This is a genomic window from Pseudoalteromonas sp. MMG010 (assembly GCF_018100905.1).
Taxonomy (GTDB): Bacteria; Pseudomonadota; Gammaproteobacteria; order Enterobacterales; family Alteromonadaceae; genus Pseudoalteromonas.
Genome location: NZ_JAGJEG010000007.1, coordinates 18,413 through 34,255, shown reverse-complemented (window position 1 = coordinate 34,255; position 15,843 = coordinate 18,413). Strand labels below are relative to the sequence as shown.

The 15,843-nt window shown below is 38.2% G+C and carries 18 protein-coding genes; 13 read left to right on the top strand and 5 right to left on the bottom strand.

From position 1 onward, the window contains the following. The first annotated feature begins 97 nt into the window (after positions 1-97). The gene (gene asd, locus J8L70_RS08930; RefSeq protein ID WP_211055225.1) at positions 98-1,237 is read left to right on the top strand and encodes an aspartate-semialdehyde dehydrogenase; all 1,140 of its coding nucleotides are present in this window, start codon (positions 98-100) and stop codon (positions 1,235-1,237) included. A gap of 79 nt (positions 1,238-1,316) precedes the next feature. Here the strand turns inward: asd and J8L70_RS08925 are convergent, their stop codons facing one another. Beyond that, the gene (locus J8L70_RS08925; RefSeq protein ID WP_211055224.1) at positions 1,317-2,117 is read right to left on the bottom strand and encodes an ion transporter; all 801 of its coding nucleotides are present in this window, start codon (positions 2,115-2,117) and stop codon (positions 1,317-1,319) included. Between the two features lie 99 nt (positions 2,118-2,216). On the opposite strand from J8L70_RS08925, the gene J8L70_RS08920 reads away from it, so the two are divergent. From J8L70_RS08920 to J8L70_RS08900, 5 genes are all read left to right on the top strand, one after another. Next, positions 2,217-2,426, top strand: a complete 210-nt coding sequence (locus tag J8L70_RS08920; RefSeq protein ID WP_211055223.1) for a hypothetical protein — start codon at positions 2,217-2,219, stop codon at positions 2,424-2,426. A 5-nt stretch (positions 2,427-2,431) separates the two neighbouring features. After that, the gene (locus J8L70_RS08915) at positions 2,432-2,713 is read left to right on the top strand and encodes a hypothetical protein (protein WP_211055222.1); all 282 of its coding nucleotides are present in this window, start codon (positions 2,432-2,434) and stop codon (positions 2,711-2,713) included. Positions 2,714-2,774: 61 nt separating this feature from the next. Further along, positions 2,775-2,966 carry a YwbE family protein gene (locus tag J8L70_RS08910; protein WP_211055221.1) on the top strand — a complete coding sequence of 64 codons (192 nt, stop codon included), beginning with the start codon at positions 2,775-2,777 and terminating at the stop codon, positions 2,964-2,966. Further along, positions 2,966-3,487, top strand: coding sequence for a DUF4240 domain-containing protein (locus J8L70_RS08905; protein WP_211055219.1), 522 nt, complete (start codon positions 2,966-2,968; stop codon positions 3,485-3,487). The genes J8L70_RS08910 and J8L70_RS08905 overlap by 1 nt, the downstream gene beginning before the upstream one ends. A 135-nt stretch (positions 3,488-3,622) precedes the next feature. After that, positions 3,623-4,072: a hypothetical protein gene (locus J8L70_RS08900; protein WP_211055217.1), complete on the top strand. Its 450-nt coding sequence runs from the start codon at positions 3,623-3,625 to the stop codon at positions 4,070-4,072. 90 nt (positions 4,073-4,162) lie between these two features. Here J8L70_RS08900 and J8L70_RS08895 read toward each other — a convergent pair whose 3' ends face one another. The 3 genes from J8L70_RS08895 to J8L70_RS08885 form a co-directional block, all read right to left on the bottom strand. Further along, complete coding sequence (locus J8L70_RS08895; RefSeq protein ID WP_211055215.1) at positions 4,163-5,422, bottom strand: Y-family DNA polymerase; 1,260 nt, start codon at positions 5,420-5,422, stop codon at positions 4,163-4,165. Further along, positions 5,410-5,823 (bottom strand): S24 family peptidase, encoded by a 414-nt coding sequence (locus J8L70_RS08890; RefSeq protein WP_211055213.1) that lies wholly within the window; start codon positions 5,821-5,823, stop codon positions 5,410-5,412. The genes J8L70_RS08895 and J8L70_RS08890 overlap by 13 nt, the downstream gene beginning before the upstream one ends. A 72-nt stretch (positions 5,824-5,895) precedes the next feature. Beyond that, positions 5,896-6,315 carry a MarR family transcriptional regulator gene (locus J8L70_RS08885; RefSeq protein WP_211055211.1) on the bottom strand — a complete coding sequence of 140 codons (420 nt, stop codon included), beginning with the start codon at positions 6,313-6,315 and terminating at the stop codon, positions 5,896-5,898. Between the two features lie 125 nt (positions 6,316-6,440). On the opposite strand from J8L70_RS08885, the gene J8L70_RS08880 reads away from it, so the two are divergent. The 5 genes from J8L70_RS08880 (at position 6,441) to J8L70_RS08860 (ending at position 12,632) form a co-directional block, all read left to right on the top strand. Continuing rightward, complete coding sequence (locus tag J8L70_RS08880) at positions 6,441-7,184, top strand: siderophore-interacting protein (RefSeq protein WP_211055209.1); 744 nt, start codon at positions 6,441-6,443, stop codon at positions 7,182-7,184. Positions 7,185-7,284: 100 nt separating this feature from the next. Then, the gene (locus J8L70_RS08875) at positions 7,285-8,313 is read left to right on the top strand and encodes an LLM class flavin-dependent oxidoreductase (protein ID WP_247664758.1); all 1,029 of its coding nucleotides are present in this window, start codon (positions 7,285-7,287) and stop codon (positions 8,311-8,313) included. A 296-nt stretch (positions 8,314-8,609) separates the two neighbouring features. Continuing rightward, on the top strand, positions 8,610-9,623 hold the full coding sequence (locus J8L70_RS08870) for a patatin family protein (RefSeq protein ID WP_211055207.1): 1,014 nt from the start codon (positions 8,610-8,612) through the stop codon (positions 9,621-9,623). Between the two features lie 416 nt (positions 9,624-10,039). Then, the gene (locus J8L70_RS08865) at positions 10,040-11,446 is read left to right on the top strand and encodes an alanine/glycine:cation symporter family protein (protein ID WP_211055205.1); all 1,407 of its coding nucleotides are present in this window, start codon (positions 10,040-10,042) and stop codon (positions 11,444-11,446) included. A gap of 139 nt (positions 11,447-11,585) precedes the next feature. Continuing rightward, positions 11,586-12,632, top strand: a complete 1,047-nt coding sequence (locus J8L70_RS08860) for a patatin-like phospholipase family protein (protein ID WP_211055204.1) — start codon at positions 11,586-11,588, stop codon at positions 12,630-12,632. A 114-nt stretch (positions 12,633-12,746) separates the two neighbouring features. Here J8L70_RS08860 and J8L70_RS08855 read toward each other — a convergent pair whose 3' ends face one another. Then, positions 12,747-13,310, bottom strand: coding sequence for a YSC84-related protein (locus J8L70_RS08855; RefSeq protein WP_211055202.1), 564 nt, complete (start codon positions 13,308-13,310; stop codon positions 12,747-12,749). A 123-nt stretch (positions 13,311-13,433) separates the two neighbouring features. On the opposite strand from J8L70_RS08855, the gene J8L70_RS08850 reads away from it, so the two are divergent. Further along, on the top strand, positions 13,434-14,645 hold the full coding sequence (locus J8L70_RS08850; protein ID WP_211055200.1) for a site-specific integrase: 1,212 nt from the start codon (positions 13,434-13,436) through the stop codon (positions 14,643-14,645). Continuing rightward, positions 14,645-15,832 (top strand): cation:proton antiporter, encoded by a 1,188-nt coding sequence (locus tag J8L70_RS08845; RefSeq protein WP_211055198.1) that lies wholly within the window; start codon positions 14,645-14,647, stop codon positions 15,830-15,832. Before J8L70_RS08850 ends, J8L70_RS08845 begins: the two co-directional genes overlap by 1 nt. Positions 15,833-15,843: the final 11 nt, after the last annotated feature.

The following is a 15,843-nucleotide window of genomic DNA, read 5'->3' as shown; positions in this document are numbered from 1 at the left end:
TAGCAATGGTAGTTTACTGCTCTGAGCCTTTAGTTTTGGCTTTAAAAATTAAATCTCACGCAATGAATTTTAATTTTTATGTATTAAGGCATTTTTTATGAATCAAACAGTGGAACAAACAATGAAAAAAGTAGGTTTAGTCGGTTGGCGTGGCATGGTTGGCTCGGTGTTATTAGAGCGTATGGAACAACAAAGTGATTTTGCACATATCGATACCACTTTTTTTACCACCTCTCAAACGGGCCAGTTAGGTCCTGATATTGCGGGTCCTGCAAAACCACTATTAGATGCCAGTGATATTAGCGAACTGGCTAAAATGGATATTATTGTTACCTGTCAAGGTGGCGATTACACAAAAGCGGTTTATCCTGCACTGCGCGATAGCGGCTGGGATGGGTATTGGATTGATGCTGCATCTGCACTGCGTATGGCTGATGACAGTATTATTGTTCTTGATCCTGTTAATAAAGACGTTATTGCACAGGGCTTACAACAAGGTATTAAAACCTACGTAGGCGGTAACTGTACTGTATCGTTAATGCTGCTTGCTTTAGGTGGTTTATTTGAACAAGATTTAATTGAATGGGTAAGCCCAATGACTTACCAAGCAGCTTCGGGTGCGGGTGCGCGCAATATGAAAGAGCTGATTGCGCAAATGGGGGCTATTCATTCAAGTGTGGCTGAACAGTTAGATAACCCAAGTTCTGCAGTGCTTGAAATTGACAAAATTGTGAGCGAAAAAATGGCAGCGAATGAGTTGCCACACGATCAATTTGGGGTCCCATTAGCAGGGAGCTTAATTCCATGGATTGATGTACCTATGCCAAGTGGTCAATCTAAAGAAGAGTGGAAAGCGCAAGTCGAAGCAAACAAAATATTAGGCACATCAGAGCAGCAAGTCCCTATTGATGGCTTATGTGTACGTATTGGTGCAATGCGTTGTCACAGCCAAGCGATGACGATTAAGCTACGTGAAGATATTAGCGTAGAAAAAATTGAAGAGATTTTAGCCTCGCATAATGAATGGGTTAAAGTTATTCCAAATGAGCGTGATATTAGTGCAACTGACTTAACGCCGGTTAAAGTAACCGGGACTTTAAGTATTCCTGTAGGACGTATTCGTAAATTAGCGATGGGCCCTGAATATATTAGTGCCTTTACGGTTGGCGATCAGCTTCTTTGGGGGGCCGCAGAGCCACTTCGTCGTATGCTTCGTATTATTGTTGACGAAAAATAACAGCGCGTTAATACCTATAAATAGACCTACAAAAAATACCTGACAAAAAGGGCGAATTTATCGCCCTTTTTATTGCGTGTTATTTTTGTTCGAGTGCTTTGCTAAGCGCGGCTATTTGCGCTTGTAGTGCTTTGACTTGCCCTTGCGTTGCGGGTAACGAATCGGCATCATTTTCTTCACGGGCATTTTTATGTTCTTGCGACATGACTTCTAAGATAGTACCGACCATCATGTTGAGGAATATAAACGCAGTTAAGAATATAAAGGTTAAATAGTAAATCCAACTGAGTTCATACACCGCCATTGTTTCGTACATAATATCGGTCCAATCTTCAAAGGTGGCAACACGAAACAGTGTTAACATTGATATGGATACATCTTTCCATAATGTAGGATTGATATCGGCAAACAACATGCTACCCATCGCCGCATAAATATAAAAAATAACAAACATGAGTAGTGCAATATACCCCATTTGTGGAATGGCTTTGAGTAATGCATTTACTAATAGCCTTAGTTCGGGGATCATCGATACTAATCGTAATACTCTAAATATTCGTAATAACCGTGCAAGTAACATCGCAGAGCCAGCCGCTGGGTATAAGCTGCCTAATACAATCAGCGTATCAAAAATATTCCACCCTTTAGAAAAAAAGTGCTTAATGCCTCTACTGGCAATAAAACGGATCACTAATTCAATTAAGAAAAAGCCGGTAATAGCAATATCCATCCAGTTTAAAATAAGCTCAACCGTTGGATGTAAAGTATAGGTATGCGCGCCGACTGTAAGCGCAGAAATAATAATTACGGCAATAACAAATGATTGAAATATTTTACTTTTATCGATACGCTCGAATAATTGTTGCAACTGCGACAACATATACAATAACCTTGAAATTAATTAAATTTTAATTGAGCTAATATACAATATTATGGTCTTAGTTGAACCTACTTTTAATTTCAATTTGTAAGGAAATTTATGGTTACTAATAAATCGACTAAATTAAGCGCATGTTGTGTTTTTTTAGCGCTGGTGGCAGGGTGTAGCTCTGATGCTCGCTTTCATGAAATTCAAGCCGCTCGTTTAGCTGAATGTAAGTTTAAAGCCGATAAAGAATATGCCGAATGTGTAGAGCAACAAAACGATAACTTTGAAGAATTTAAAAAACAGCAAGTGCAGCAGCCTTAATTATTATGACTAAAACACAAAAACTTCGTGATAAACAAATACGCCAAGCCTTAACACGCGCCTGTGATGCAATTAAATTACAACATTCTGAGTTTGATTTTTTAACCCACAGTGTCGATTTAAAAAATGAAATGCGCACACTCAAGGTAAGTTGCTTTTTTACAGATACACAGGCTTTAAATTGTGCCCAAGAACAACCCCAATGTATTACCGATGTTATTATTGAGCAGTTATCTGCTATCAAATTATCGATTAAGCCCACACAAATCTCATTTTCAGTGAAATAGCGTTGGTTTGTGTTAAGCGCACTTGTATACTTCAGCAAATTATTTTTAAGGGTGAGCATTAATGGCGGTTCCAACACGTTCGCAAATTAGTATCGGTAGCGAAGTAAACATTGTTTTAAAACAAGATCAACGCAGTGGCACTTTAATCAATGGGATCGTTGCCCGTTTGTTAACTAAGTCTCCTGTGCATCCTCATGGTATTAAAGTGCGTTTAGACGATGGCCAAGTTGGTCGCGTAAAAGAGATTTTATAATGAGTAAGTTAACAACGCAGCAGTTTTGGCAATTAGTGACGGCAACCGATTTAACCGCAGCGCCTGATATTGTAAGTGAAAACTTAAAAGCGCAATTGGCTAATTTAAACGATGAGCAATTAATAGAGTTTGATAAGCTTTTTGCTATTCGTATGCGCCAATGTTTTACTTGGGAGTTATTTGGTGCTGCTTTTGTTATGGCTGGTTGCAACGATGAATATGGGTTTAGCGAATTTAGATGTTGGCTTATTTCTCGTGGCGAAAGCGTATTTAATAATGCATTAGCTAATCCAGACTCGTTAGCGCAATGCCCTTGTTTGTATTACCTTAACGAACAGCCTTATCCGTATATTGACGAATACGATTTAATTGCTGGTTTTATATTTGAGCAACGCAATCAAGACGAACTCCCTTACTTCCCCTCAGGCGGTGAGCAACCTAGTGGTAAACGTTTTAAAGATAAAGCAAAATACTTAAAAGCGAGTTACCCTCAATTATTTGCAAAGTACTGGCAATCTTAGTCGTTATAGCTTTCACTTAGGGGATTAGTCGGTGTTTGTAGCTGCTTTGTAAACCACGCTTATGCCCTATATTGTTACAGTTAATATAGGGTTAGTATGTAGTGAAACTGACCAAAACAGGACTCTTTTTTACTGATGAAATTTTTATCGGCATGCCTTATTTTATTTTTATGCAGCAGTTTTTATGTTAATGCACAACTAAGTAGTAAACGTCAGTTTGTGCAGCTTTTAGCCAATAAAGTGGGGCATTATTCTGTTCAGCAGAGTAACTCTTCGTTATGTACAGACGCCATATTACGCTTTATTGATAAAGCTAACCCAGAGCAAGGGGTTATGCTGTCTAAGCAAATCATGGTGGGCCCTTTTCATAATGGAACACAAACAACAAAAAAAGAAGGTTATTGTTTTATTACCAGCTCCTATAAATACAAAACCGATGGCGTGATCCACAGTATTAAAACAAGCCGTTGTGCCAACCCAAGTAACGAGCAAACGTTAACGCAAAGCTTTAAATTTAAAGATAATAACCTGCACTATAGCTTAAAAGAAAAAAACATAAGCTGCGATTTCAAGTTAAATAACTAACGCTTTAAACACCATATTTAAGTTAGTGCATATTTAAGCTAGTGCATGTTTAGGGCTAGGGCTTATGACTACTATTGTTATGTGCCTATGCTACTGGCAGTGTATTTTGGGAATATCGCGCCAACGCGTTGTATAGTGTGGAGATAAAAAATCTCGGTTCATACGCCAGCGCGTGTTTAACTGGCTACTGGCTATATTTAGCATGCCTTTTCCGTAACGATTATTTACCGTATCTAAACATTGCATTAATTTAGGATTGTCGGTGTTTTTATTAAATAAATCGGGCTGTTGATAATGCTGCGATGTGAGCTCTATTGCACCTATTCCACATTTATAAAATCTAACCCCCGGTTGATAAATATTATTAAATACTTGTGATACCGCATTAGCCATTACACAGGTATCGTTTGTCGGTGTTGTAAATTTATACATAAATGATTTTTTACAATAGCGGTTTTCGTGTCGCCCAGTGGCTGCAAAAATATAAAGTTGCTGAGTTAGCGAGTGTTGCGCACGTAATTTAGTGGCAACCATGCTCACATGATTCATCAGTGCTGCTTTTAATGTTAAAGGTTGTGTAATACGTTCGCCAAAGCTACGGGTTGAATAAATTTCGCGTTTGTCTTGGCGTACATCGTCCCAATTTAAGCAGGTAATCCCATTAAGCTCATTCACAGTTCGCTCTAGCACTACGCTAAAAGCGCGACGTATCGTTTTTGGATTTTGTTGGGCAAGCTCCCATGCGGTGTTTATGTTCATTAGGTTAAGCTTTTTTGCGAGGCGCTTTCCTACCCCCCATACATCTTCACAGCGCATTCTTGCTAAAATAGCATGGCGGCTTTGTTCGTTATTAATAACAGCGACACCATTAAATCCGCTTAGTTTTTTAGCTGCATGATTAGCCGCTTTAGCTAAAGTAGGGGTTGGCCCAAAACCAACACCTACTGGCAGCTTTGTCTCACGCCAAACGGTACGTCTGATAATATGGCCATATTCGTGCCAACTTTTTATTAATGGCGAGTAACCATTAAAGTGTAAAAAGGCTTCGTCAATCGAATAAACATGCTGCACATCGCAAAAACGAGCGATCACATTCATCATTTTTTCGCTTAAATCGGCATACAGCTCGTAATTACTAGAGCGGATCACAACCTGGTGTTGTTCAAGAAAATGCTTAATTTTAAAGTAAGGGCCAAACTTAGGGATATTGAGTTTACGTGCAATAGGGCACACCGCACATATACAACCATCGTTATTAGTTAATACCACCACCGGCTTTGTACGAATAGCAGGGTCAAATACCTTTTCTGCACTGGCATAAAAGGCGACCGCATCTACTAAGGCATACATGTTAGTAACTCTGGGCTTGGGCGGTGCATTCTTATCGATAGCGTTACTACGCCTTCAAGCTGAAATTGATCGCCTTGCGTAAGTTGCACCGGTTTATGTAAAGGAGAGGCCGAAAGCAGTCGGGCATTGGTTTTATCAAGCAACTTACATACAAATAAACCATTTAAATTTGCAACAATAACATCGCCATTATTAGCGTGCTCTGCGCGGTCGACAATTAATAAATCGCCTGCAAAAATTCCAACCTCTTGCATTGAAGACCCTGATGCAATACCAATAAAAGTGGCGTCGGGGTGTTTAATCAAGAGCTCATCAAGCGATACCCCTAGCTCGGTATACTGGGCGGCGGGGGATTCAAATCCGCAAATACCGGCTTCTATATAAATGGGAATAACAAACATAACTCAATCACATATACTGTACATTAATACAGTATATGTTTTAAATAAAAATATGCCAATTAAAAACGCAGATCACTGCATATTTTTAATCATCTGCTGAGCTGTTAGCAAAAAAGTATTGAGTTGCTCGGGCGATAAGTTTTGGCACATTTTTTTATTTACTTTTTCTTCAGCGGCTAACAGTTGGTTAAATAATTCGCTGCCTTGTACGGTAAAGGTCAAAATGAAACAGCGTTTATCGTGCTCACTGGCGCATTTATTTATTAAATTTAAATTAATTAACTCTTTGATTAACCTTGCTATTTGTGCTTTGTCGCGTTGGCTTTGAGTCACAATATCGTTAGCGGTGCAGTGCTTTGTTACTGCAATGATATGTAAACAGCGCACATGCATCGCGTTTAATCCTAAATCGTTTGCATTAATCGCTTCACGAATTGTAACGCGGTAATTTTGCATTAATGCAAACAGGGTATTCGCAAGAGGTGTGTTCATTAGAGCCTTAAAGTAGTTGACAATATCAATTAAAAAAGTATAGTTGATTTTATCAACTAATGGGGCGTTGTGCAATATTCGCTATAAAAAGCAGTTAACTATTTTATTACACGAGGTGATTTTAAATGGGTAAACAAGTTCGCAAAGCTAAAGTACTAAGTACGCAGCAAATTACACCGCATTTACAGCGTATTGTTGTAAGCTCAAATGATTTTGCAGATATAACGTCCGCGCACATTGGTAATTACGTAAAAGTACTTATTCCGCAAAATGGTATTGCCGATTTTAATTTAAAAACGGCATGTATGCGCTCATACACAATACAACATGTAGATGAGATAAGTGGCACACTAACGCTTGATTTTGTAATTAATATGCACCAAGGCCCAGCAACGCACTGGGCTAAAATTGCACAAGTAGGAGATGAGCTAGGTATAGCAGGCCCAGGCCCTAAAAAGCTTGATAACTACCAGCATTCACATTATGTATTACTTGGCGATTTAACATCGGTAAACGCTATTAAAGGCTATGTGCACACGCTGCCTTTATTTTCAAAAATTGATGCGTTTATACATGCCCCAACAGAGCAAGACATTATTGATTTAGACACCACACGCAACATTAATTGGATAATCACCAATAACGCCGATGAAACAATGCTCAATGCGATTAAAACTATTGAGCAAACACAGCAGCCACCTATTGTATTTATGGCGCTAGAGGCTGGTTTAGTGCGTAAAGCCAAAGCCGTGTTTTGTGAGCACTTTAATATACCGCGCGGTAATATAGTGTCATCAGGTTATTGGAAAAAAGGCGTGAATTGCGAAGGGTATAAAAAACAGCGCCAACAAAATGCTCAGCTTGCCTGAATACCTTAGAGCAAAATGGCATATATTTATTTTGCTTTTATCCATACCCTTAACTTGAATTGATTTAATAGCAGACCCACTTAAGTGTTTTATACTGATGATGAACCCATTATTAGTATGCATTTTAGGAGCTGCTATTTTGTTATCTTCCATTCCCTTTTCGCTATTAGAGCTTGCCCCCATGATCAAAGGGGAAAGCGTTTCGCACACACTCGATAAAACCACTCAATACGCCCAGCGCGCCGAACAGTTAGGCTTTAATCGCTTTTGGCTGGCTGAGCACCACAATATGCCCGGTATAATTTGTGCTGCTACTTCAATATTAGTAGGCCACATTGCAGGTAAAACTCAGCGCATACGTGTTGGCTCTGGTGGAATAATGCTACCGAATCATTCGCCATTAGTTGTGGCGGAACAATTTGGCACGCTAGAAAGCTTATACCCCGGGCGAATAGATTTAGGCCTTGGTCGTGCACCCGGTAGTGATCCCGTTACCAGCCGCGCACTTAATAACGATATGAGCCGAGCTGAAAACTTCCCAAAGGAGGTAACAGAGCTACAAACATTATTAGGCCCATACAACGGTACTCACCCAATACGTGCTATTCCGGGGGAGAATACAAACGTACCACTTTGGTTATTAGGCTCAAGTTTATTTAGCGCTCAATTAGCCGCACAAAAAGGGCTCCCTTATGTATTTGCAGGGCACTTTGCACCGCGTTTTGTACATGATGCAATAGCACTGTATAAACGTGAATTTAAAGCCTCAAATGTACTCGATAAACCCTACGTGATGCTCGCATTACCGCTGGTGGCAGCAGAAACTGACGAAGAAGCGCAATACTTATCGACTACCTCAAAACAGCGAGTGCTTGAACTAATACGTGGCAAAGAGCTGTGGTTAAAGCCACCAGTAGAGAGTATGGAAGGTTTATGGAGCGAACAAGAACGCGCCCATGTAGAGAACTTTTTAAGCTTAAGTGTGGTAGGCGGCCATGTAAGTATAAAACATAAGCTTGAGATGATAGCTAAAGAGCTTGAAGTGGATGAGTTTATATTTACAAACGACGTATACAATAGCGAAAAGCGCCACCGTGCACTGGAAATTTTAATGGAAATAAAACATTAATTGATTATTTAGTTAAGCAAGCGTACACCCTAGGCTTGTTAGTATACAGACATCATCAAACGTTAATTGTTTTGTACATCGTTTATTAACTTTTAGTGGTGTCTGTATTGAGCTTTTTTTCGGTATTTTAATCGTGAATTTAAAGTGTATTGCCAATTTTTAGTGGCTGCTTTTGCACTTATTACCGTTCTGTTTTTTCAATCAAATTGATTTAAACAATCAATTTTAAGATATCACGTTAGTTTTTTATAATGACTGTATAAACCAAACATCATTAAATTAAAGGCAGGTATACCGTGAACTCTCTAAACACCCCATCAGCTAATTCAGTTACTAAATCAGCGCAGCCAAAAGTTGCTCTGATTGCTGAAGGTGGCGGACAACGAGGGATATTCACAGCCGGTGTACTTGATGCGTGGTTAGAGCAAAACTACGACCCATTTGACTTATTTATTGGTACCTCTGCTGGATCGCAAAATTTAACGAGTTATTTAGCGCGTCAAAAGGGTTATGCTAAACGCTTAATTAGAGGGCTTTCGCGCAATAAACGTTTTTTTCAGCTAGGCCGTGGCTTGGTGGGTAAGCACATAGTCGATTTAGACTGGTACTTTGAAAAAACCACCGAGGTAAACAGAGTACTCGACTTTAAAACAGCGAAAACCAGTTTAGGCGACCGCGAGCTTTTAATTACCGCGACTAACGCACGCGACAGAAAAGCCTATTACTTATCACCTACCGGTGAAGGTAAGCAATGGCGAGATTTGTTAAAAGCATCAAGCGCATTACCGTTTTTATACAAACAAGGCGTTAAACTCACACCTTGGTTAGATACAAAAGCGGCAAACGAAGCGCACTTAGCGACAGATCAAAGCGAAGAAGACTTTTACCTCGACGGCGGTTTAGCTGCACCATTACCGGTACGCGAAGCTTATAACCGTGGTGCCCGTAAAATAGTGGTTATAAGAACCGTAGACGCACACTTTCAAGCGCAATCTGCATGGGTGCAAAAATTAAGAACGTTTGCATGTGCATCGGGCTATTGCCCAAAAACACTCGACTACTTAATTCAGCATGAGCAAGCGTATTTAGATGAGCTTAACTTTATTGCAAGCCCACCAAGTGACGTAGAAATTATACAAATTTTTGCAGACGAAAAGCTGCACAGTAAATTATTAGGCAGCTCGAATGACGACTTACGTTTTGATCATAAATTAGGTTTAGATGCAGGACGCTCATACTTAGCAATGCAAAATTTACAGGTTAACAGTAATAACTACTACGGTGCTGCTACACAATACAGCTATAACTAAGCTGTAAATAAGAAGCCAAATTTTAAATATAATTAATAAATAGCGCATACCTTTATGCGCTATTTTTTGTCATTAATGACGCTTATTACGCCTAACCGTATTAAAATAAAAAGCGGTTACACCCTTCATACACCAAATAATATACTGAATCTTAAAAAGATATTATTGATTTTTTAACTAATCAATATAAAGTGTAATTGTGATTTATTATTCACATTTAAAGAAATAAAATTCACAGTTAAAGTGAGTTCTATCGCTGATCAATAAACACCCAAACACGCTTCACTAGAAGGTAAAGTCAACTTTAAAAGCAATGATCGTTTAATGTTTATCGATTTGCTAAATAGCGCGATATGGCACAGTTTAAAATGGGTGCTTATATAGAGAAAAAATATAAAAATAAAAAGGATTAGCCCATGTTCGATACCGTAGTTAAAAGTGTAAATGGCCTATTATGGGGAGAAGGGCAAGTACTCATTTACATACTACTGTTTGCTGGTATTTGGTTTTCAGTACGTTTAAAAGCAATACAAATACTTAAATTTAAGCACATGTTTAGCCTATTAAAAGGTAGCAGTAACTGTAAAAAAGATGACATATCATCGTTTCAAGCGTTGTGTACTGGGCTGTGTGCTCGCGTAGGTACGGGTAACTTAGCCGGAGTTGCCGTTGCTATTTCACTTGGCGGTAGCGGTGCCATATTTTGGATGTGGGTTATTGCTATACTCGGCATGGCCACAGGCTTTGCAGAAAGCGTATTAGGCCAAGTGTATAAAGTACGCGATAGTAGCGGCGAATTTAGAGGCGGGCCTGCTTATTATATTCAACAAGGTTTGGGTAGCCGCGCGTTTGCCATTGTGTTTGCCGCCTGTTTATTTTTAGGTTACGGTTTTACTTTTAGTGCAATGCAAACCAATACTATTACTGATGCTTTAAACTATGCATTTGAAGTACCTACCATTTATTCTGGATTAGTTATTACCGTATTAGCAGGCTCAATTATATTAGGTGGCTTTAAAGCCATTGCCCGCTTTGCTGAACGCGTAGTGCCAATAATGGGTATATTGTTTGTAGCAGCTGCTGTTATTATTACAATTATGAATTTACCGCAAGTACCGGCCATGCTTAAAGATGTGTTTTTATCGGCCTTTGGCTTACAAGAAGCGGGCGCAGGCGCGATGGGCGCAGCGATTAAAAATGGTATTCAACGCGGTTTATATTCTAACGAAGCCGGTGCGGGGAGTGTGCCCCATGCCGCAGCAAGCGCAAGCCCAATCCCTAATCACCCAGTAACTCAGGGTTACATACAAATGCTTGGCGTATTTTTCGATACCATTGTACTTTGTAGTTGTACCGCCGTGGTTATTTTATTAGCCGATGTAAATATAAGCGGCGAAATGGAAGGTATTCGTTTAACACAAAGCGCTATGACCGCACATTTAGCACAAGGCGGGGTGTATTTTGTTGCCGCAGCTATTACGTTATTTGCCTTTACCTCGGTCGTGGCCAACTATGCTTACGCCGAAAGTAACCTGCATTTATTTAAGCTCGATAACAAAGTAGGGCGCGCAATTTATACCTTACTTTATTTATCAATGATGCTTTGGGGTGCGTCGGCCTCATTAAAAGAAGTGTGGGACTTAGCCGATATAGCATTAGGGCTGATGACAGTGGTTAATGTAATCGCTATTATATTACTCACACCAACTATTTTGTCTGTTAATCGCGACTACAACACACAAAGAGAAAAAGGCATAGAGCCCGAATTTAAAGTAAAAGATGTAAAAGTACAGGGTAAATGCGAAAGTGGCATTTGGGATTAATTAACGTATTTTAAGCAACTTTAACGATAAATAGCGGTTTTATGGCAACATAAAGCCGCTTTTTAATTTTGCATAATTATTCATTTTTAGATTTTTTTTAAAGCAGTGAAATATAAAAATAATAAGGTAAACCGATTAGATGATCACTATTCACGCGGGTAAAACAGCCGCAAAAATTATTAACGAGCAGGGCTTTAAACCCGAGTTATTTACCTCTTTTTTAGGGGCAAGTGGCGGCCCTAAATGGTTTACTTTATTTGGATTAGACAGATATATTTTTGGCGAATTTTTTAAAAACCGTACCCAACCACTTAATTTAATTGGATCATCTGCGGGTGCTTTTCGCTGTGCATGTTTTGCACAAAACGACCCCGTTGCTGCTATTGAGCGTTTGGCAAAATCGTATTCGCAAACCCGTTATTCTAGTAATAAACCAACGCCCAGTGAGATCACAATAAAAGCCCGGACACTACTTGAAGAGGTTTTTGGCGATAAAGGCGTAAGCGAAATTATAAATAATCCCGTTTTTAAAGCGCATTTTATCGTGGCTAAATCGAATGGTTTCATCGCTAGCGAAAATAAATTAATTCAGCTTTTAGGTTTATCAAAAAGTTACATGCTTAACAGAGTTAGCCGAAAGTTATTAAGCTCGCAGTACGAGCGGTTTATATTTGGCGCACCGAATAGTAATTTATCAATAACCGATAGCTATAATTTTAAAACGCAAAACATAGCGCTTAGCCAAACTAATTTAAAAGATGCCTTACTTGCATCGGGATCTATTCCGCTTGTTATGCAAGGCATAAAAAATATTGCAGGCTCGCCACAAGGTATGTATCGCGATGGTGGAATAATTGACTACCACTTTGATTTAAAAATAAATAACCCAGGATTAATTTTATATCCGCATTTTAATAGTGATCCCAAAGCCGGTTGGTTCGATAAAAATTTAAAACGTAAAGTGGCTCCACAAAATTACGATAACGTGGTGATGATTTCACCATCTAAAAAATTTATAGCAAGTTTACCTTACGGAAAAATCCCAGACAGAAATGACTTTACTGATCTTGATGCAGACACGCGTATTAAATATTGGAATACGGTGTTTAGTGAAACTGAGAAATTGGCTGAAGCGTTTGATAAAAACTTAACATCACAAATAAAGCTAAAATCATTTATAGAGTGATATTAACAAACAAAGCAATAACTACCTATAATTTACGTTATGTTAAATTGGATGTTTTAAAATAAAGTGGGCGTCATTATACAAATCAGCCCACTTATAGGAGAGTTTGTTTTATTAATTTAGCTCAGAATCTAACCAAAATTTAGTGCCTTTTAATACGGCTTGTAAAGCCAACCCGCTTTCGGTTAAAGAATATACAGTAACTTGTCCTGCAATTGCTTCGGCAGCGAGTGCTCCACCATCATTTTTGTACTTTGCTGCGGCATCGGCATGTGCGCTAAAAACCCAGCCGTTTTCAATAAACTTATTAATGGCTTGTTGGTTATGAAACACCATTACGACGTTAAAATCTTTAACCCCTAAACCTAATCCTAAACCGGCTTCGCCCATATTCATATAACTCGATTTTCCAGTCAGGTTATTTTTAACAACGCCATAGCCACCACCAAAACTGGCAAGTACAACATTTACATTCGCGTTATCAAAAACGGCATAACCGGCAGCATTTTTTACTTGTTGTTTTACATCGGGTTTTTCTTCATATAATTTTTCTAGTGTGTTGCTTTTCATACTTTGAACTAGCGCTCTTTTTTTGTCTGCAGAGGCGCTGCCTGTCGTTGCACAGCCAGCAACCGCAAAACTAAAAACGATAATGAATAGAGTAAAAAGGTTTTTCATTATTATCCTATATAAAATAGTGGCGACATTATTTGAATTAACATTAATTTAAATGTCCAATACTAGACGGTATCGGACATTAAATGTATTATAACACTTACTTTATCAAATAAGTTTAATAATATGCTCGTTGCTTTAGTCGATACTTTAAAACAATTACGATATCAAATTGCACATATTGAAGATGATACCCTAAAGTCAGAATACCCCGAACTGTCTGTATTTATACAAGATGTTAGCTTGACTGTAACTGAATCAAAAGCAGAACTAAAATTTTTATATCAATTTTTATATGTATATGGTCGAAAATCCGAAGCAACATTTAATCGCTTTAGAAATGAACTTGAACGTTTTCATTTATGGAGTTGGCTTATTCAAGAAAAGCCGGTGTTATCATTAAAGCGGGAAGATATTGAAGCTTATGTTGATTTTATGGTTGAGCCAGACAAAGAGTGGTCAACTACATCGGTACAATGGCGTTATAAAGACAAGCAAGGTATACGTTTATTAAATAAAAATTGGCGCCCTTTTATTGCTCGCGACTCAATTGCGAGTCAACAAACATTAGCCGCTATGTTTACCGCACTTAATGTATTTTATAAATTTGCGATACTAGAAGAAAAAGCATTTGCTAATTTTGTCCCTGTCGTTAAAAAAAACAGCCCCTATTTAGTGGTTCAATCACAAATACAAATCCCTGACACATTAAGTGATATTCAATGGGAATATGTATTTGGTGTAACGCGTGATTTGTGTGAAAAAAAACCAGAGCTAGAACGTAATTTATTTACCTTAGCATGTTTAAAGGGGTTGTATTTACGCATTTCAGAATTGTCAGAGCGCCCGCAGTGGTCGCCGGTCATGTCACATTTTTGGCAAGATAATGATGGATTTTGGTTTTTACGTATTATGGGTAAAGGTAATAAACTGCGTGATGTAACATTAAGCGATGATTTTTTAACGTATTTAAAACGCTATCGAATTTATCGCAGCCTCCCCGCTTTACCTCGTGTTGATGAATCGCATCCGCTAGTGCACAAAATTAGAGGAAGCGGCGGAATGACAGTAAGGCAAATTAGGCGTTTAGTTCAACAAAGTTTTGATTTAGCAAAAAAATCATTGTTAGATGATGGCTTTACTGATGATGCACAACAATTAGAAGCTGCAACAGCACATTGGCTAAGACACACTGGGGCAACACATGATGCGCAAACTCGTCCGCTAAAACATTTATCTGAAGATTTAGGCCATGCTAAAATTGCAACGACAGATCAAATTTATATTCAAACAAATATAAAAGAACGTGCAAAGTCAGGATTAAAAAGGAAGGTGTAATGCCCTATTTAGTAATTTCGTATGTTGGATTATTATTTTTAATTTATTCTTTATCGATTAGGCAGTTAGAGCGTAGTGATGTATCGGGTCCGATGTTTTTTGTACTGGGCGGAATTTTATTAGCTTGGTTTTTGCCTGGTGACGTTGCAAGCGTAGAAAATAAAATAGATTTTTTATTACCGCTTATTGAAATAACGCTGAGTATTTTTTTATTTTCTGATGCTGCCAAATCAAAACTGTCGGTTTTAAAATATAGTTTTCAATACCCGAGTTTATTACTGTTTGTTGCCCTCCCCCTCACATTTTTATTAGGCACAGCCATCGCATTATTTATGTTTGCTCAGTTGAGTTTAGTTCAAGCGGCATTAATCGCTATCATACTTACACCAACCGATGCCGCGTTAAGTAAAGACTTGTTAAGTGCTGAAAATGTGCCAGAAAAAATACGCGAAGGAATTAATACCGAAAGCGGTTTGAATGATGGTATGTGCGTGCCTATATTTTTAATTTTAGTACTATTAGCCAAAAATCCAGATACAGCAATTAGTGCAGGAAAAATTAGCGAAGTGTTTGCCAGTGAATTAGGTATTGGCATTATGGTAGCCATGTTTAGTGTTTTGTTACTAATACCTATATTAAATTATGCAATGGAAAAACATTATTTTGCAAAAAACACGAGTCCATTTTTATTACTTGGCTTTGTGATGCTGATTTTTTCAAGCACTCAGCTTTTAAATGGCAGTGGATTTATTGCTGCATTTGTTGCTGGGTTGTTGTTTGATAAGTTTTCTAATCCAGAAATTCGAGAAGAACTTATCGCAGGTTCAGAACATATTGCCGATTTTACATCGTTGATGATTTGGTGTTTATTTGGATTTGTATGTGCGTATTTAGTTTTTTCACACATAACAATAAAAATAATTATCTATGCACTACTTAGCACAACATTGATCAGAATTATTCCTGTTATGTTGAGTTTAATGTTTACTAAACTCTCTATTAAAAACAGATTTACTTTTGCGTGGTTTGGCCCAAGAGGTTTAGCATCTATTGTATTAACAATGATGGTATTAGAATCAAAAATTGATAATCAATTTGAAATAGCCACGATTGCGATGACCACTATTTTATTGAGTGTGTTTATTCATGGTGTAACCACAAAACCGATTACTAAAAGCTACAAATAAAAAACCTAACT